This is a genomic window from Rathayibacter sp. AY1E8 (assembly GCF_002931415.1).
Taxonomy (GTDB): domain Bacteria; phylum Actinomycetota; class Actinomycetes; order Actinomycetales; family Microbacteriaceae; genus Rathayibacter.
This window is the reverse complement of sequence record NZ_PSVI01000044.1, coordinates 1-17,766: the sequence shown is the minus strand read 5'-3', so window position 1 is coordinate 17,766 and position 17,766 is coordinate 1. Positions and strand designations below refer to the sequence as shown.

Sequence of the window (17,766 nt, the reverse complement as noted above, 5' to 3'; positions counted from 1 at the left end):
TCAGACCGCCGCCGGCCCGGCGGGCGGAACGGCCGCGAGCATCCGCTCGAGGGCGATGCGCGCCTCGGCCTGCACCGATTCCGCGACCTCGATGCGGTTGAGCACCGTCCCCGCGACCAGTCCCTCGAGCACCCAGGCGAGGTAGCCGGGGTGGATGCGGTACATGGTCGAGCAGGGGCAGACCACGTCGTCGAGGCAGAAGATCGTGTGCTGCGGGTACTGGACGGCGAGGCGCTGCACCAGGTTGATCTCGGTGCCGATCGCGAAGGTCGATCCCGCGGGTGCCGCCTGGATCGCCTTCACGATGTAGTCGGTCGAGCCGTACTCGTCGGCCGCGTCGACGACCGCCATCGGGCACTCCGGGTGCACGATCACGCGCACGCCCGGGTGCTCGGCGCGCGCCTTCGCGATCTGGGCCGTCGTGAAGCGCTTGTGCACCGAGCAGAATCCGTGCCAGAGGATCACCTGCGCGTCCAGGAGCGTCGCAGTGTCGGAGCCGCCCTGCGGCTTGCGCGGGTTCCACATCGGCATCCGCTCCAGCGGCACGCCCATCGCCTTGGCGGTGTTGCGGCCGAGGTGCTGGTCGGGGAAGAACAGCACCCGCTGCCCGCGCGCGAACGCGTCCTCGAGCACGGTCGCGGCGTTCGAGGAGGTGCAGACCACGCCTCCGTTGCGGCCGCAGAACGCCTTCAGCGCGGCGGAGGAGTTCATGTACGTGACCGGGACGAGCGGCACGCGGCCGTCGGCGTCCGGCTCGGTGCCGTAGAGCTCGGTGAGCTCGGCCCACGCGTCCTCGACGGAGTCGATGTCGGCCATGTCCGCCATCGAGCAGCCGGCCGCCAGATTCGGGAGGATCACGGCCTGCTCCGGTCCGGAGAGGATGTCGGCCGTCTCCGCCATGAAGTGCACGCCGCAGAAGACGATGGCCTCGGCGTCGGGCCGGCTCGTCGCCGCCTTCGCCAGCTGGAACGAGTCGCCCACGTAGTCGGCGTACTGCACCACCTCGTCCCGCTGGTAGAAGTGCCCGAGCACGACGACCCGCTCGCCGAGCGTCTCCTTCGCCGCGAGGATGCGGTGGTGCAGCTCGTCGGCGCTCGCCGTCGTGTACTCCTCCGGCAGACGTCCCTGGACCGGGGCGTCGGCCGGGATCGGGTCGGCCTGGGAGGCGCCGGGCCCGTAGGCGGGCAGGCCGAGGTCGAACGACCAGGGGGCCTCCGCGAGCTCGGGCGCGCAGGTGGCGCCGGGCGCGGAGCCGCCCTCGATGAGCCGGATGGTGCTGTCGACGGATGTCACGGTGTTCTCCTCGTGAGGCGGGTGGGGGAGTCGGGCGGCGCGCTCAGACGGGCAGCGGGCCGTTGTCGACGAGCGCCGCCGACTCGTCGTAGCGGTAGAGGCGCGGGGGACGGTGGCGGGTGCCCGTCAGGCGCTCCCCGGTGGGCACCACGGTGCCGGAGCTCTCGATCGTCCGGCGGAAGTTGGCCGGGTCGAGGGGCTTCTGCAGGACGGCCTCGTGGACCTCCCGCAGCTGGGACAGGGTGAAGGCGCCGCCGAGGAAGGCCTGCGCGATGCGGGAGTACTCCATCTTGTTGCGCAGGCGCCAGAGGGCGTAGTCGACGATCAGTCCGTGGTCGAAGGCGAGCTCGAGCGGCAGATCGGTGCAGAGCCAGGCGACGTTCTCTCCCACGATGGCCTCGTCGGCCTCGGCGGAGCGCACGAGCGCCCAGTAGACGATCGACACGACGCGGTCCTCGCCGGGGGAGCGGTCGGTGCCGCCGACGGCGTAGAGCTGCTCGAGGTAGCGCGGAGCCAGGCCCGTGGTCTCGCGGAGAGTGCGGCGGGCCGACTCGGCGAGGTCCTCGTCCGGATGCAGCGGTCCGCCGGGCAGTGCCCAGAGTCCCTCGAACGGCTCGCGGATGCGCCGGACGACGGGGATCCAGACGGTGCTCGCTCCGGTCTCCGGGTGCGGCCGCAGGGCGAAGATCACCGTCGACACGGCGAGCTGCACGTCCGGCATCCGATGTCCCTACTAAGAGTCGCACCGACTGTAAGTGCTGGGATCACCTTAGTGTCACGAACACCTGAACACCTAGCGGAAGAGGCGACACGCCGCGCAGGGTCCGCCCTCACCGCTAGGCTGACCGCACAACCGAATACCGGGCCGCAATACGCGACGCGGGAGAGCCGACTCCGGTCGGCACCGAAGGAGCAAGCCTCCCCGCCAATCTCTCAGGTCTTGTACCGCGTCGAACTGGCCACTCTGGAAAGCGATCCGCTCGGATCCGCCCATGGTGAAAGCGCTCGACCCCTCGGGGCGGCGCGAATCTCTCAGGCTCCACGACAGAGGGGGAGTTCCCACGGCACTGCTGTGCTCTGCCGCGAACGCGGCGCGAGTCCAGCACTGCGACGAAATGGAGAACTCATGTCCGAGACCCCGACGACCAGCCCCGAAGCCCGCTACTCGCCCCTGCACGAGGTGCACGTCGCCGCCGGCGCGTCCTTCACCGACTTCGCCGGGTGGCAGATGCCGGTCCGCTACTCCGGCGATCTCGCCGAGCACCACGCCGTGCGCACCGCCGCCGGCCTCTTCGACCTCTCGCACATGGCCGAGATCCTCGTCGTCGGCCCCGAGGCGGTCGACGCCCTCGACTACGCGCTGGCGAGCGACATCTCGGCCGTCGCCGCCGGCCGCGCGAAGTACACCCTTCTCCTGGAGCGCACGGGCGGCGTGATCGACGACCTCGTCGTCTACCGCACGGGCGAGGACCGCTTCATGGTCGTCGCGAACGCGGCCAACCGGCACATCGTCGTCGAGACGCTCCGCGACCGCACCGCGATGTTCGAGTGCGAGCTGTTCGACGAGAGCGACGACGTCGCCCTCATCGCGCTGCAGGGCCCGCGCTCGCTCGAGATCCTGCAGAACGTCCAGGGCCTCGCCGTCGAGACCGAGCGGGGAGCGGAGTCGGTGCTCGACACGGACGACGCCGCCCGCCTGCTCGCGGAGCTGCGCTACTACCGCGCCGTGCCCGCGACCTTCGAGGCGCACCCGATCCTGATCGCGCGCACCGGGTACACAGGCGAGGACGGCTTCGAGATCTACGTCTCGCCCGACTCCGCTCCCACGCTCTGGCAGGCTCTCGCCGAGACCGGCGCCGGAGCGGGCCTCGTCCCCGCCGGCCTCGCCGCCCGCGACACCCTCCGCCTCGAGGCGGGCATGCCGCTCTACGGCCACGAACTCTCCCGCGACGTCTTCCCCGCACAGGCCGGCCTCGGCCGCGTCGTCGCCTTCGGGAAGCCGATCGACTTCGTCGGCCGCGCGGCCAGCGAGGAGGGTCCCTCCGGAGACGCTCCTGTGCTCGTCGGGCTCGTCGGCGAGGGCCGCCGCGCCGCCCGTGCCGACTACACCGTCCTCTCCGGCGACGACGAGGTCGGAGTGGTCACCAGCGGCGTCCTCTCGCCGACCCTGGGCGTCCCGATCGCGATGGCCTACGTCGCCCCCGCCTCCGCGCAGCCCGGGACGGCGCTCGCCGTCGACATCCGCGGCACGCGCCTCCCGATGACCGTCACCGAGCTCCCCTTCTACTCGAGAAAGAAGAACTGACATGGCCGTGCCCACCGAGCTGCAGTACACCTCCGACCACGAGTGGATCCGGGTCGACGGAGAGGTCGCGACCGTCGGCATCACCGCCTACGCCGCGGACAAGCTGGGCGACGTCGTCTTCGTCGAGCTCCCCGAGGCGGGAGCCCGCGTCGAGGGCGGCAGCGTCGTCGGCGAGATCGAGTCGACCAAGTCGGTGGGCGAGCTGTTCGCCCCCGTCGACGGCGAGGTCCTCGAGACCAACACGGCCGTCGTCGACAGCCCCGAGCTCGTCAACTCCGACCCGTTCGGCGAGGGGTGGCTGATCCGGGTCCGCTTCGACGCCCTGCCCGACGGCCTCCTCGACTCCGCCGCCTACACCGAGCTGGTCGGCGAGTAGATGGCGGCCACCAGGACCCCCGGCGCCTTCGAGTCCCGCCACATCGGGACCGACGCCGACGCGCAGCGCACCATGCTCGCGGCTCTCGGCTACGACTCCGTGGAGGAGCTCGTCACCGCCGCCGTCCCCGAGTCGATCCACGTCCGCGACCTCCCGCAGGTGCTGCCCGCTCCGGCCACCGAGACGGGGGCGCTCGCCGAGCTGCGCGCCCTCGCCGCGAAGAACACGGTGCGTCGGCCGATGATCGGCCTCGGCTACTACGGCACGCACACCCCCGCCGTGATCAAGCGCAACGTGCTCGAGAACCCCAGCTGGTACACGGCCTACACCCCGTACCAGCCCGAGATCTCGCAGGGGCGCCTGGAGGCGCTGATCAACTTCCAGACGATGGTCTCCGACCTCACCGGCCTCGACACGGCCGGCGCGTCGATGCTCGACGAGGGCACGGCCGTCGTCGAGGCGATGCTGCTCGCGCGCCGCGCCTCGAAGGCGCGCACCGACGTCTTCGTCGTCGACTCCGACGCTCTCCCGCAGACCCTCGCGCTGCTGCGCGGCCGCGCGGAGGCCGTCGGCATCCGCATCGTCGAGCTCCCGCTCTCGCGCACCGCCGCGGAGGAGGTGCCGGAGTGCTTCGGCGCCCTCGTGCAGTACCCCGGCGCGTCCGGGCACCTCTGGGACCCGTCGGCGGTGCTCGCCGCGGTGAAGGCCCACGGCGGCCTGGCCGTCGTCGCCGCCGACCTGCTCGCGCTGACCCTGGTGCGCTCGCCGGGCGAGCTCGGCGCGGACGTCGCGGTCGGCACCACGCAGCGCTTCGGCGTCCCGCTGGGCTTCGGAGGACCGCACGCCGGCTACCTCGCCGTCCGCAAGGGACTCGAGCGCCAGCTGCCCGGCCGCCTCGTCGGCGTCAGCCAGGACGCGGACGGCCACCCCGCCTACCGCCTGTCCCTCCAGGCCCGCGAGCAGCACATCCGCCGCGAGAAGGCCACCTCGAACATCTGCACCGCGCAGGTCCTCCTGGCGGTCATGGCCGCGATGTACGCGGTCTACCACGGGCCGGACGGGCTCGCCGCGATCGCCGAGCGCGTGCACGGCCGGGCCGCGCTCCTCGCGCGCCTCCTCCTCGACCGGGGCCACTCCCTCCGGCACGCCGACTTCTTCGACACCGTCTCGGTCGTCGTGCCCGGCGGTGCGGAGGCGGCGGTCGCCCGCGCCCGCGAGGCCGGCTTCGACGTGCGCCTGGTCGACGCCGACACGGTCTCGGTGTCGATCGACGAGACGGTCACCGACCTCGAGGTGATCGCCGTCGCGACCGCCGTCGGGCAGCTGGACTCGTCGTTCGGCTTCCTCGGCGGCTCCGTGCGGAGCATCCCCGCCGAGCTCGACCGCCGCACGCCCTTCCTCGTGCACCCGGTCTTCAGCAGCCACCACAGCGAGACCTCGATGATGCGCTACCTCAAGCGCCTCGGCGACTCGGACTACGCGCTGGACCGCGGCATGATCCCGCTCGGCTCCTGCACTATGAAGCTCAACGCCGCCACCGAGATGGAGGCGGTCAGCTGGCCCGAGTTCGCGGACCTGCACCCGTTCGCCCCCGAGGCGGACGTGCAGGGCTCCCTGGCGCTGATCGACCAGCTGGAGGGGTGGCTCGCCCACCTCACCGGCTACGACTCCGTGTCGCTCCAGCCCAACGCCGGCTCGCAGGGCGAGCTCGCGGGCCTGCTGGCGATCCGCGGCTGGCACCGGTCGAACGGCGACGAGGACCGCACGGTCTGCCTGATCCCCTCGAGCGCCCACGGCACCAACGCCGCGAGCGCGGTCCTCGCCGGCATGCGCGTCGTCGTCGTGGCCTGCGACGAGCTCGGCAACGTCGACCTGGACGACCTCCGGGCGAAGATCGCCGAGCACGCGGGCTCCCTCGCCGCGCTGATGATCACCTACCCGTCGACCCACGGCGTCTACGAGCACGAGGTCGCCGAGATCTGCCGCCTCGTCCACGAGGCCGGCGGACAGGTGTACGTGGACGGCGCGAACCTGAACGCGCTCCTCGGCTTCGCCCGCTTCGGAGACTTCGGCGGCGACGTCTCGCACCTCAACCTGCACAAGACGTTCTGCATCCCGCACGGCGGAGGCGGTCCCGGCGTCGGTCCCGTCGCCGCGAAGGCGCACCTCGCGCCGTTCCTGCCCGGTCACCCGCTCGCGCAGCGGCTCGAGCACGGCGTGGGCACGCAGGGCGAGCGGATCGTCCACGGCGGCGCACCGGTGTCGGCAGCGCCCTACGGCAGCCCCGGCATCCTGCCGATCTCGTGGGCGTACGCCCGGATGATGGGCGAGGAGGGCCTGCGGGCCGCGACCGGGGCGGCCGTCCTCTCGGCCAACTACGTCGCCGCGCGCCTCCGCGAGCACTACCCGGTGCTCTACACGGGGGACAACGGGCTCGTCGTCCACGAGTGCATCCTCGACATCCGTCCGCTGACGGCGGCGACCGGAGTGACCGTGGACGACGTCGCCAAGCGCCTCGTCGACTACGGCTTCCACGCCCCGACCATGAGCTTCCCCGTCGCCGGGACCCTGATGGTCGAGCCGACGGAGAGCGAGGACCTCGTCGAGATCGACCGCTTCATCGACGCGATGATCGGGATCCGGGCGGAGGCCGACCGCGTCGGCGCGGGGGAGTGGCCGGTGGACGACAACCCGCTGCGCGGCGCCCCGCACACCGCCGAGTGCCTGACGGCCGAGGAGTGGACGCACCCCTACAGCCGCGAGCAGGCCGTCTACCCGGTCCGCTCGCTGGTGCGCGGCAAGTACTGGCCGCCGGTCCGCCGGATCGACCAGGCCTACGGCGACCGCAACCTCGTCTGCGCCTGCCCGCCCATCGAGGCCTTCGCCTGATCCGCCCGCACGCGCTCGTCCGCAACCGAGGGTGAGAGAGCAGGAACGGAGCCTCGAGCCCGTCCTGTCATCTCCCACCCTCGGCTGCGGACACCGTCGGTCCCGCACAGGCGCGGAGTGGGGCGCAGTTCTCCCGATCCGGGGGGAACGGCGCACGGCGACTCCGATGCACGAGGGAGCCCGACCGTGTGGAACGCGTGGTGGAGGTGCCGGCAGGGCTCGACGGAGTCGCGACGAGCGAGCAGCTCCACCGTGCGGGCGTCACGCCGCGGCTCTTGAGAGCCGCCGTCGAGCGCGGCGCGGTCCTGCGGCTCCTCGGATGGGATCGGTCCGACGTCACGTCCGCGGAGCCGGCGGCGCGAACAGCTCGGGCCAGAGGGCGACGGCCAGCGGGTAGCCGACGAACGAGACGATGTCGATGATCGAGTGGGCGATCACCAGGGGCAGGGTGCGGCCGAAGCGCTGGTAGAAGAGTCCGAACACCAGGCCCATGACCGCGTTCCCGATGAAGGGCCCGATGCCCTGGTACAGGTGGTAGCTGCCCCGGAGCAGCGCACTGGTCACCAGGATCCGCCACCGCCCCCAGCCCAGATCGCCCAGGCGGGCGAAGAGGTACCCGATCACGACGACCTCCTCCTGCACTCCCGCCCGGATCGCGGAGAGCACGAGCACCGGCACCGTCCACCAGTACGCGTCCAGCGGCGAGGCCACCACCGCCACGGTGATGCCCAGCGCGCGTCCGACGGCGTACAGCGCGATGCCCGGCGCGCCGATCGCCACCGCGAGGACCGTCCCGGTCCCCAGGTCCGCGAACGGCCGGCGCAGGTCGAGCCCCAGGCGCCCGAGCGGACGGCCCGAGCTCTGCCAGAGCAGGAACGCGCAGAGGGCCACCGGCACCAGATCGAAGAAGAGCGCGAGCAGCTGGTAGACGAGGTCGAAGCCCGGGCGGTCGCTGAGGGCGCCGTTGATCGTCGCGGTCTGGTCGGCCAGTGCGGTCGAGCGGGTGAGCCGGTTGGCGATGGAGACCACCGAGTAGACCGCGGAGGCGCCCAGCGAGAGCCCGAGGACCAGCAGGATCTCGATGCGGATCCGGCGCCGTCCGGGCGCGGATCCTGACAGGTCGGTGGACACTCCGTGCGTCTCCTCTGAAGTCGATGTGTTGCGCGACGGCCGCCCGGTACGCACGTTTCGTGCAGAACAGCGCAAGGATTCCACCTCCCGGTTACCGCTGTGTAACGGTTGCCACATGCTTTTGTGCAGATAGCGGGCGAATACATAGTCTCGTTGAAGGCATCCGCGCGACGGCCACCAGTCTCGTGCGCCGCCGCCGTCGCCACGCGCACGGCACTCCACGCGTCAGGGAAACCACTTCTCGCGCGCCCCCACATCACTGGAGGAATAGTGAACATCAGACGTTACGGATTCGGGGCTCTGGCGCTCGTCGCCGCGAGCACGCTGGTCCTGGCCGGCTGCAGCAGCTCGAACGACTCGGGCGGAGGTGCATCGGGAGGCGACGCCGCCGCGATCATCTCCACGAACGGCTCCGAGCCGCAGAACCCGCTGATCCCGACGAACACCAACGAGGTGGGCGGCGGCAAGATCCTCGACGAGATCTTCGCGGGCCTGGTCTACTACGACGCCAAGGGCGCCCCCGAGAACGACGTCGCCGAGTCCATCGAGTCGGACGACGCGCAGAACTACACGATCAAAATCAAGTCGGGCCTGACCTTCACGAACGGCGACCCGGTCACCTCCAGCTCGTTCATCGACGCCTGGAACTACGGCGCCAAGCTGTCGAACAACCAGCTCAGCGCGTCGTTCTTCTCGAACTTCGAGGGCTTCAGCGACACCGAGGACAGCGAGCTCACCGGCCTCAAGGCCGTGGACGACACCACCTTCACCGTCGCGCTCAAGTCCCCGCAGTCGGACTTCCCGATCAGCCTCGGCTACTCCGCGTACTACCCGCTGCCCGCCGCCGCGTTCGACGACATGGCCGCCTTCGGTGAGAACCCGATCGGCAACGGCCCGTACAAGCTCGACGGCGACGACGCGTGGCAGCACGACGTCCAGATCGAGCTCGTCAAGAACGACGAGTACACCGGCCCCCGCGAGGCCCAGAACGGCGGCCTGAAGATCGTCTTCTACGCCACCCAGGACGCCTCCTACGCCGACCTCCTCGGCGGCAACGTCGACGTGATCGACCAGATCCCGGACTCCGCCTTCGGCACCTTCGAGAGCGACCTCGGCGACCGCGCCGTGAACCAGCCCTCGGCCGTGTTCCAGTCCTTCACCATCCCGGGCCGTCTCCCGCACTTCGACGGCGAGGAGGGCCAGCTCCGCCGCCAGGCGATCTCGATGTCCTTCGACCGCAAGGAGATCACCGACGTGATCTTCGAGGGCACCCGCACCCCGGCCTCCGACTTCACCTCCCCGGTGATCGACGGCTACAGCGACGCCCTCTCCGGCGCCGACGTGCTCGAGTACAACCCCGACGAGGCCAAGGCGCTGTGGGCTCAGGCCGACGCGATCAGCCCCTGGGACGGCACCTTCAAGATCGCCTACAACGCCGACGGCGGCCACCAGGGCTGGGTCGACGCGGTGACCAACTCGATCAAGAACACGCTGGGCATCGACGCCGAGGGCGACGCGTACCCGACCTTCGCCGAGGCGCGCACCAAGATCGTCGACCGCTCGATCGAGACCGCGTTCCGCACCGGATGGCAGGCCGACTACCCGAGCCTCTACAACTTCCTCGGACCGCTCTACGTGACCGGCGCCTCGTCCAACGACGGCGACTACTCGAACCCCGAGTTCGACACCCTGCTCCAGCAGGGCCTGTCGGACGCCGACGCCGACGCTGCGAACAAGACGTTCCAGCAGGCCCAGGAGATCCTCCTGAAGGACCTCCCGTCGCTGCCCCTGTGGTACGCGAACGTGACCGGCGGCTACGGCGAGGGCGTGTCGAACGTCGAGTTCGGCTGGAACTCGGTGCCGCTCTACTACGAGATCACCAAGAACTAAGCTCGAACCACTGGGGCGCTTCGCCCGTGCCGTCGGCCACCAGGTCACGGCACGGGCGGAGCGCCCTGTTTCGGTCACAATCGAATGAGGTCCCCATCCATGCGACTCCGGAACCGGCTGGGCTGACATGCTCGCCTACATCGTCCGACGCATCCTGCAAGCCGTCCCCGTGCTCATCGGCACCACGTTCCTCATCTACTTCATGGTCTTCTCCATGCCGGGGAACCCGCTCCTGTCGCTCTTCGGCGACAAGACGCCGAGCCCCGCACTCCTCGCCCGCCTCGAGGAGCAGTACCACCTGAACGAGCCCTTCTTCGTCCAGTACCTGTACTACCTGGGAGGCGTCGTCCGCGGCGACTTCGGCATCTCGTTCTCCGGCCAGTCCGTCAACGAGATCCTCGCCCGCACCTTCCCGGTCACCCTGACGCTCGCCATGATGGCGATCGTCATCGAGATCGTCGTCGCGCTGACCATCGGTCTCATCAGCGGTCTGCGCAAGGGCAGCTTCTTCGACGCGAGCGCGCTGGTCGTCAGCCTCCTGCTCGTGTCGGTGCCGATCTTCGTGCTCTGCTTCATCGCGCAGTCCTTCTTCGCGATCCAGCTGGGATGGTTCCCTCCGACCGTCGGAGCCGACGCGTCGTTCCAGAGGCTGCTGCTGCCCGCGATCGTGCTCGCCCTCTTCGTGGTCGCCTCGGCCATCCGCCTCACGCGCGGCTCGGTCATCGAGACGGCCGGCTCGGACTTCGTCCGCACCGCGTACAGCAAGGGGCTCTCACGACGCCGCGTCATCCCCGTGCACGTCCTGCGCAACTCGCTCATCCCGGTCACGACGCAGTTCGGAGCCGACTTCGGCCTCCTGATCGTCGGCGCGACCGTGACCGAGGGCATCTTCAACGTTCCCGGAGTCGGGAACACGCTCTATCAGGCGATCATCCGAGGTGAGCGGCCGACCGTCGTCTCCTTCGTCACGGTCATGGTGCTGTTCTACCTCGTGGTGAACATCCTCGTCGACCTGCTCTACGCCGTACTCGACCCGAGGATCCGCTATGCCAAATGAGTCCACCGGCGGCGCGCAGAAGGCCCGCCGCATCGACCACTTCGTGGCCCCGCTCGAGGAGACGCCGATCGCGTCGGTCGACGCCGTCAGCCTCGACGAGAAGCCCAGCAACCTCTGGACCGACGCGTGGCGCGACCTGCGCAAGCGGCCCATGTTCTGGATCTCGGGCGTCCTGATCCTCGTCATCATCGCCGTCGCGCTGTTCCCGGGCCTGTTCACCTCGGTGGACCCCCGCCAGTGCGCGCTCTCGTTCAGCAACCAGGGCCCCGGCGACGGCAGCCTGCTCGGCTACACCAAGCAGGGCTGCGACGTCTTCTCGCGGATCATCCACGGCACGTCCACGTCGCTGACCGTCGGCCTCATCGTGATCGTGATCACAACGGTCTCCGGCGTCATCGGCGGCGCGCTGGCAGGCTTCTTCGGCGGCTGGGTCGACACCGTGATCATGCGCCTCGGCGACATCTTCTTCTCGATCCCCTACATCCTCGCCGCGGTCGTCATCATGTCCGTCTTCTCGGCCTACCGGAACGTGTTCGTCATCGCCCTGGCGATCGGCGCGTTCGCCTGGCCGACGACGGCGCGCGTCCTGCGCTCCGAGGTCCTCCGCGTGAAGCAGGCCGACTTCGTCGGCGCCGCCACCGCGACCGGCCTCTCCCGCATGGCGATCCTGTTCCGGCACGTGCTGCCGAACTCGATCGCCCCCGTCATCGTCGTCACGACGATCTCGCTCGGCGCGGCCATCACCGCGGAGGCGACGCTGTCGTTCCTCGGCGTCGGCCTGCCCGGCTCGGTCATGTCGTGGGGCAACGACATCAGCCAGGCCCAGCGCGATCTGCGCACCAACCCGCAGACGCTGATCTACCCGTCGATCGCCCTGACGGTCACGGTGCTGAGCTTCATCCTCCTCGGCGAATCGCTCCGCGACGCGCTCGACCCGAAGGCGAGGGCCCTCCGATGACCGCCACGACACCGAACGCACCGCACGGGCCGCTGCTCGAGGTCACCGACCTCGAGGTCGGCTTCCAGACCGGCAGCGGACTGGTCCCCGCCCTCCGCGGCGTGAGCCTCACGATCGAGCACGGCCAGACCGTCGCGATCGTGGGGGAGTCGGGCTCCGGCAAGTCGACGACCGCCGCCGCGATCATCGGCCTGCTCCCCGGCACCGGCCAGGTCACCGCCGGCTCCGTGCTGTTCGACGGCAAGGACCTCGCGAAGGCGACGAGGACCGAGCTCGAGGACATCCGCGGCCGCCGGATCGGCTACGTCCCGCAGGACCCGATGTCGAACCTGAACCCCGTGTGGTCGGTCGGCTTCCAGGTCGAGGAGACCATCAAGGCCAACGGCCTCGCGACCGGTCGCAAGGAGGTGCGCGCCAAGGCGATCGAGGTCCTGCAGAACGCGGGCCTCGCCGACGCGGAGAAGCGCCTCAAGCAGTTCCCGCACCAGTTCTCGGGCGGCATGCGCCAGCGCGTGCTGATCGGCATCGGCCTGGCCGCGGCTCCCCAGCTGCTGATCGCCGACGAGCCCACCTCGGCGCTCGACGTCACGGTCCAGCGCCGGATCCTCGACCACCTCGAGACGCTGACGAAGACCGACGGCACCGCGCTGCTCTTCATCACGCACGACCTGGGCCTCGCCGCCGAGCGCGCCGAGAAGCTCATCGTCATGTACAAGGGCCGCATCGTCGAGTCCGGCGCCTCGGTGGAGGTGCTGCAGAACCCGCAGCACCCCTACACGCAGCGCCTGATCGCGGCGGCGCCCAGCCTCGCGTCGCGCCGCATCCAGTCGACGGCCGGCCGGGCCGTGGAGTCGGTCCCCGGCGAGTCGGAGGCCGTCCGCGAGGTCGACCTGGTCGGCGCGGGCGCCGCGCACCACGCCGGCGCGGTCGCCTCGGGCGCCCCGATGATCGAGGTCGACGGCCTCACCAAGGTCTTCAAGATCCGCCGCGGCGGCCTGAAGGCCGAGGACTTCACCGCCGTCGACAACGTGTCGTTCTCGATCCCGAAGGGCACCACCACGGCGCTCGTGGGCGAGTCCGGATCGGGCAAGTCGACGATCGCCCGCCTGGTGCTGGGCCTCGAGACGGCGACGTCCGGCGCGATCTCGATCGCCGGCCGACGGACCGAGAAGCTCAAGGGCCGCGACATGCTGGCGCTCCGGCGCTCCATGCAGCCGGTGTTCCAGGACCCGTACGGCTCGCTCGACCCGCTGCACAACATCGGCAACACCATCTCGGAGCCGCTGCGGGTGCACAAGGTCGGCGACCGGACGTCGCAGCGCGAGCGCGTCCTCGAGCTGCTCGACCAGGTGTCCCTCCCGCGCGTGATCGCGAGCCGGTACCCGAACGAGCTCTCCGGCGGCCAGCGCCAGCGCGTGGCGATCGCCCGCGCGCTCGCGCTGAAGCCGGAGATCGTGGTGCTCGACGAGGCCGTGTCGGCTCTGGACGTCCTCGTCCAGGCGCAGATCCTCCGCCTCCTCGCCGACCTGCAGGCCGAGCTCGGGCTGACCTACCTGTTCATCACGCACGACCTGGCGGTGGTCCGCGTGATCGCCGACGACGTCTGCGTGATGCAGAAGGGCAGGATCGTCGAGCACGCCCCGACGGACACCGTGTTCGACTCGCCGCAGCAGGAGTACACCCGCGAGCTGCTCGACGCCATCCCCGGCGCCGGCATCGAGTTCGCGGTCTGACCGACCGTCACCTGGGCCCCGGCCCCGCCTGGAGCGCTCCTCGGAGCCCTCCGGAGCGGGGATCCGGGGCCCTTCGCCGTGCGGACGCCTCGCTGCGGTACGATGGATGGTCCCCCTTTTGCACGAGAACACGAGACGAGTCCGTATCCATGGCAAGTGCCACCCGCTCCGACCTGCGCAACGTCGCGATCGTCGCCCACGTCGACCATGGCAAGACCACGCTGGTCGACGCCATGCTCAAGCAGACGAACTCCTTCGACGCGCACGCCCACGTGGACGAGCGCGCGATGGACTCCAACGAGCTCGAGCGCGAGAAGGGCATCACGATCCTCGCGAAGAACACCGCTGTCTCGTACAGCGGCAAGCACGCGAGCGACGGTCCCATCACCATCAACGTCATCGACACCCCGGGCCACGCCGACTTCGGCGGCGAGGTCGAGCGCGGCCTGTCGATGGTCGACGGCGTCTGCCTCCTCGTCGACGCGTCCGAGGGCCCGCTGCCCCAGACCCGCTTCGTGCTGCGCAAGGCGCTCGAGGCGAAGCTCCCCGTCATCCTCCTGGTCAACAAGACCGACCGCCCCGACGCGCGCATCGACGAGGTCGTCGCCGAGAGCCAGGACCTGCTCCTCGGCCTCGCCTCGGACATGGCCGACGACGTGCCGGACCTCGACCTCGACGCGATCCTCGACGTCCCCGTGGTCTACGCCTCCGGCAAGGCCGGCCGCGCCTCGGCGAACAAGCCCGAGGACGGCACGCTGCCGGACGCCGAGGACCTGGAGCCGCTGTTCGAGGCGATCCTCAAGCACATCCCCGCGCCGACCTACGACGACGACGCGCCCCTCCAGGCCCACGTCACCAACCTCGACGCGTCGCCGTTCCTCGGCCGCCTCGCCCTCCTCCGCGTCTTCAACGGCACGATCAAGAAGGGGCAGACGGTCGCCTGGGTCCACCACGACGGCACCCACACCAACGCGCGCATCACCGAGCTGCTGATCACCAGGGCGCTCGACCGCTACCCGGCCGAGTCCGCGGGCCCCGGCGACATCGTCGCGATCGCGGGCTTCCCCGAGATCACCATCGGCGAGACCATCGCCGACCCCGAGGACATCCGCCCGCTGCCGGCCATCACGGTCGACGACCCGGCGATCTCGATGACGATCGGCACCAACACCTCGCCGCTCGTCGGCAAGGTGAAGGGCCACAAGCTCACGGCGCGCATGGTCAAGGACCGCCTCGACCGCGAGCTCATCGGAAACGTGTCGCTCAAGATCGTCGACATCGGACGCCCCGACTCGTGGGAGGTCCAGGGCCGCGGCGAGCTCGCGCTGGCCATCCTCGTCGAGCAGATGCGCCGCGAGGGCTACGAGCTGACCGTCGGCAAGCCCCAGGTGGTCACCCGCCAGGTCGACGGCAAGACGCACGAGCCCTTCGAGCACCTCACGATCGACGCCCCGGAGGAGTACCTCGGTGCGATCACGCAGCTCCTCGCCGCCCGCAAGGGCCGCATGGACGGCATGTCGAACCACGGCACCGGCTGGGTCCGCATGGAGTTCATCGTTCCGTCGCGCGGCCTGATCGGCTTCCGCACCGAGTTCCTCACCACCACGCGCGGCACCGGCATCGCGAACGCGATCCTGCATGGCTACGAGCCGTGGGCCGGCGCGATCGTCACCCGCAACAACGGGTCGATCGTCGCGGACCGCAACGGCGTCGTGACCCCGTTCGCCATCATCGCGCTCCAGGAGCGGATGACCTTCTTCGTGAACCCCACCGAGGAGGTCTACGAGGGCATGGTGATCGGCGAGAACTCGCGCAACGACGACATGGACGTGAACATCACCAAGGAGAAGAAGCTGACCAACATGCGTCAGTCCACCTCCGACACCTTCGAGTCGATGACGCCGTCGCGTCAGCTGACGCTCGAGGAGTGCCTCGAGTTCGCCCGCGAGGACGAGTGCGTCGAGGTCACCCCCGAGGTCGTCCGCATCCGCAAGGTGGAGCTCGATGCGAACGCCCGCGCGCGCATGACGAGCCGCCTCAAGAAGCAGGGCTGAGCCCCGGGCGCCTCGGCGCCCGCCCACGACGAGACCGGCCGGAGCGATGCTCCGGCCGGTCTCGTCGTCTCCGCCCGGTGCTGCAGTGTGCAGCGCCGATCCCGTCCCTCGCGGTCCGGATCAGCCCGCCGGACTCGGAGAGGGAGAGGGGGTCGAGGACTCCGCCTCGAGCGTCGAGGTGACGAAGGAGACGAACGCCGCCGCGTCGTCCGGCTTCCCCGTGTACTGCTCGCCGTTCACCAGCACGGTGGGCGTCGACTCGAGCTTCGGCAGCGAGGAGTTCGCGAGGGGGAGCGAGGTGGCCCGCTCGGTCGCGGCCTTCACCCAGGGCCGGAACTCGCCCCCGGTCATGCAGGCGAGGACGTCGTCGTCGGTGACGCCCGCTCCGGTCACCAGCGCCCGCAGAGCGTCGTCGTCGAGGCCCGTCGTCCCCTCCGCCGGCTGCTGCGCGAAGAGCGCCGCGTTCACGGCGAGGAAGCGGTCCGGATCCTCGTCGGCGACGCACGCGGCGGCGTTCGCGGCCCGGCTGGAGTACTCGGAGCCGGCCGAGGAGGAGTCGAGGATCGCCACCGGGTGGATCTCGAGCGTGATCGCCCCCTTCGTCAGCCACGACTGCAGCTGCTCGGCGTTCGCCTTCTCGAACTGCCCGCAGTACGGGCAGAGGTAGTCGACGTAGAGGTCGACGGCGACGACTCCGCCCGCACGCGTGGCGCTCTCATCGGTCGGGACGGGGGATGCTCCCGGAGCGATCGCCGCGCTCGTCGTCGCCGTCACGGCCGAGCCGTCGCCCGCGAGGACGATGCCGTCGCTGAGCATGTTCGCCGGGCCGGCGCTCGCGACCTCCTGCTGCGACCAGACGTTCCAGCAGACCAGGGCCACGACCGCGAGGAGCCCGACGACCGCTCCGCCCTGCCCGAGCAGCCGGTTCCGGCGCCGCCGGCGCCTCTCGGCTTCGCGGCGCTCCCGCGCCTGCGCTCGGGCGAGCTCCTGGCGCTCGCGCTTGGTCAGGCCGCTTCTCGCACTGTTCCCGGACATCGCCGACGACGCTACGGGCGGAGGCTTCGGCGCGCCGTGGAGTGAGCCCGCCGGATCCTGGGACGGAGTGCGGGTCCTCTCAGGGATCAGGCGAAGAGGCCGGAGCCGAGGAAGTCGGTCTCGTCGCGAGCACCGGGCGGCACCGCGAACACGGCCGAGCCGACGTGCTTCACGTACTCGTTCAGTGCGTCCGTCGCGAGGTTCCGCTGCACGGTGACGAACTGCTCCGGGGAGCGCTGGAACGAGAGGAAGAACAGCCCCGCGTTCAGGCGTCCGAGCTCGTCGTTGCCGTCGACGAAGTTGTAGCCGCGGCGCAGGAGCCGCACTCCGTTGTTCACGCTCGGATGCGCGAGGCGCACGTGCGACTCCTGATCGATCAGCGGGGCACCGGTGGCGCCGGCCGCTGCGAAGTCCGGCTCGGTGGACTCCGTGCCGCCCGAGAGCGGGGCTCCGGACCCCTTGCTGCGGCCGATGACCCGCTCCTGCTCGCCCAACTGGCTGCGGTCCCACGTCTCGATGATCATCCGGATCTTCCGCGCGACCAGGTAGCTGCCGCCGACCATCCACGCGGGGCCGTCGGAGGAGGGGACCCAGACGTGCTCCTGGACGGCGTCGGCCTCCTCGGACTTCACGTTCGCCGTGCCGTCCTTGAAGCCGAACAGGTTGCGCGGAGTCGCCTGGGCGGTGGACGTCGAGGAGGTGCGGCCGAAGCCGAGCTGCGACCAGCGGAGCGAGGCCCGGCCGAACGCGATCCGGCTCAGGTTGCGGATGGCGTGCACGGCGACCTGCGGATCGTCGGCGCAGGCCTGGATGCAGAGGTCGCCGCCGCCGGCCGACGGGACGAGCGCGTCGCCGCGGAAGCGGGGCAGGGCCTGCAGCTGCGGAGGCCGGCGGTCGGCGAGGCCGAAGCGGTCGGCGCCGGACTCGTCCGTGAAGAGGGTGGGTCCGAAGCCGACCGTGACGGTGAGGGACGCGGCGTCGAGCCCGAGCGCCTCTCCGGTGTCCTCCGGGGGAGCCGTGTCCGGCCCGTCCACCGCGCCGTTCT

Annotated in this window: 13 protein-coding genes and 1 riboswitch; of the genes, 8 read left to right on the top strand and 5 right to left on the bottom strand. The window is 70.6% G+C overall.

Annotation, left to right across the window (positions count from 1 at the left end; translation table 11 throughout):
• Together nadA and C5C74_RS12705 are read right to left on the bottom strand one after the other, a co-directional pair.
• Nucleotides 1–1,293 carry a quinolinate synthase NadA gene (gene nadA / locus C5C74_RS12710; protein WP_104222968.1) on the bottom strand — a complete coding sequence of 431 codons (1,293 nt, stop codon included), beginning with the start codon at nt 1,291–1,293 and terminating at the stop codon, nt 1–3.
• Between the two features lie 43 nt (nt 1,294–1,336).
• A complete protein-coding gene (locus tag C5C74_RS12705; RefSeq protein WP_104222969.1) occupies nt 1,337–2,014 on the bottom strand; it encodes an NUDIX domain-containing protein in 678 nt (225 codons plus the stop codon).
• A 149-nt stretch (nt 2,015–2,163) separates the two neighbouring features.
• A riboswitch (glycine riboswitch) is annotated at nt 2,164–2,251 on the top strand.
• 168 nt (nt 2,252–2,419) lie between these two features.
• On the opposite strand from C5C74_RS12705, the gene gcvT reads away from it, so the two are divergent.
• Genes gcvT through gcvP form a run of 3 tightly spaced genes read left to right on the top strand, consistent with a single transcriptional unit; the run spans nt 2,420 to nt 6,863 of the window.
• Entirely contained in the window at nt 2,420–3,598 is a 1,179-nt protein-coding gene (gcvT, locus tag C5C74_RS12700; RefSeq protein ID WP_104222970.1) for a glycine cleavage system aminomethyltransferase GcvT, read from the top strand.
• A 1-nt stretch (nt 3,599) separates the two neighbouring features.
• Complete coding sequence (gene gcvH, locus C5C74_RS12695) at nt 3,600–3,974, top strand: glycine cleavage system protein GcvH (RefSeq protein ID WP_104225540.1); 375 nt, start codon at nt 3,600–3,602, stop codon at nt 3,972–3,974.
• Complete coding sequence (gene gcvP, locus C5C74_RS12690) at nt 3,975–6,863, top strand: aminomethyl-transferring glycine dehydrogenase (RefSeq protein ID WP_104351650.1); 2,889 nt, start codon at nt 3,975–3,977, stop codon at nt 6,861–6,863.
• 336 nt (nt 6,864–7,199) lie between these two features.
• On the opposite strand, the gene C5C74_RS12685 is transcribed toward gcvP, so the two are convergent.
• Complete coding sequence (locus tag C5C74_RS12685; protein WP_258064167.1) at nt 7,200–7,994, bottom strand: CPBP family intramembrane glutamic endopeptidase; 795 nt, start codon at nt 7,992–7,994, stop codon at nt 7,200–7,202.
• Between the two features lie 270 nt (nt 7,995–8,264).
• Here C5C74_RS12685 and C5C74_RS12680 point away from each other — a divergent pair, with 270 nt between their 5' ends.
• The 5 genes from C5C74_RS12680 to typA all read left to right on the top strand — a co-directional run bounded on the left by C5C74_RS12680 (nt 8,265) and on the right by typA (nt 15,686).
• Nucleotides 8,265–9,884, top strand: a complete 1,620-nt coding sequence (locus tag C5C74_RS12680; protein ID WP_104232745.1) for an ABC transporter substrate-binding protein — start codon at nt 8,265–8,267, stop codon at nt 9,882–9,884.
• Nucleotides 9,885–10,011: 127 nt separating this feature from the next.
• On the top strand, nt 10,012–10,941 hold the full coding sequence (locus C5C74_RS12675) for an ABC transporter permease (RefSeq protein WP_104222975.1): 930 nt from the start codon (nt 10,012–10,014) through the stop codon (nt 10,939–10,941).
• Complete coding sequence (locus C5C74_RS12670; RefSeq protein WP_104222976.1) at nt 10,931–11,899, top strand: ABC transporter permease; 969 nt, start codon at nt 10,931–10,933, stop codon at nt 11,897–11,899. The genes C5C74_RS12675 and C5C74_RS12670 overlap by 11 nt, the downstream gene beginning before the upstream one ends.
• Nucleotides 11,896–13,632 carry an ABC transporter ATP-binding protein gene (locus C5C74_RS12665; RefSeq protein ID WP_104225543.1) on the top strand — a complete coding sequence of 579 codons (1,737 nt, stop codon included), beginning with the start codon at nt 11,896–11,898 and terminating at the stop codon, nt 13,630–13,632. Before C5C74_RS12670 ends, C5C74_RS12665 begins: the two co-directional genes overlap by 4 nt.
• A 149-nt stretch (nt 13,633–13,781) precedes the next feature.
• Complete coding sequence (gene typA, locus C5C74_RS12660; RefSeq protein ID WP_104225544.1) at nt 13,782–15,686, top strand: translational GTPase TypA; 1,905 nt, start codon at nt 13,782–13,784, stop codon at nt 15,684–15,686.
• A 120-nt stretch (nt 15,687–15,806) separates the two neighbouring features.
• On the opposite strand, the gene C5C74_RS12655 is transcribed toward typA, so the two are convergent.
• Both C5C74_RS12655 and C5C74_RS12650 read right to left on the bottom strand, forming a co-directional pair.
• Nucleotides 15,807–16,721: a thioredoxin domain-containing protein gene (locus C5C74_RS12655; RefSeq protein WP_104222979.1), complete on the bottom strand. Its 915-nt coding sequence runs from the start codon at nt 16,719–16,721 to the stop codon at nt 15,807–15,809.
• 86 nt (nt 16,722–16,807) lie between these two features.
• The coding region (locus C5C74_RS12650; protein WP_104351648.1) for a Dyp-type peroxidase at nt 16,808–17,766 on the bottom strand (959 nt) is incomplete at its 5' end.

What these genes read in the sequence shown, in the direction of transcription:
- C5C74_RS12705 (WP_104222969.1), bottom strand. Translation starts at nt 2,014, where the DNA reads ATGCCGGACGTGCAGCTCGCCGTGTCGACGGTGATCTTCGCCCTGCGG.
- gcvT (WP_104222970.1), top strand. Translation starts at nt 2,420, where the DNA reads ATGTCCGAGACCCCGACGACCAGCCCCGAAGCCCGCTACTCGCCCCTG.
- gcvH (WP_104225540.1), top strand. Translation starts at nt 3,600, where the DNA reads ATGGCCGTGCCCACCGAGCTGCAGTACACCTCCGACCACGAGTGGATC.
- gcvP (WP_104351650.1), top strand. Translation starts at nt 3,975, where the DNA reads ATGGCGGCCACCAGGACCCCCGGCGCCTTCGAGTCCCGCCACATCGGG.
- C5C74_RS12675 (WP_104222975.1), top strand. Translation starts at nt 10,012, where the DNA reads ATGCTCGCCTACATCGTCCGACGCATCCTGCAAGCCGTCCCCGTGCTC.
- C5C74_RS12670 (WP_104222976.1), top strand. Translation starts at nt 10,931, where the DNA reads ATGCCAAATGAGTCCACCGGCGGCGCGCAGAAGGCCCGCCGCATCGAC.
- C5C74_RS12665 (WP_104225543.1), top strand. Translation starts at nt 11,896, where the DNA reads ATGACCGCCACGACACCGAACGCACCGCACGGGCCGCTGCTCGAGGTC.
- typA (WP_104225544.1), top strand. Translation starts at nt 13,782, where the DNA reads ATGGCAAGTGCCACCCGCTCCGACCTGCGCAACGTCGCGATCGTCGCC.
- C5C74_RS12655 (WP_104222979.1), bottom strand. Translation starts at nt 16,721, where the DNA reads ATGTCCGGGAACAGTGCGAGAAGCGGCCTGACCAAGCGCGAGCGCCAG.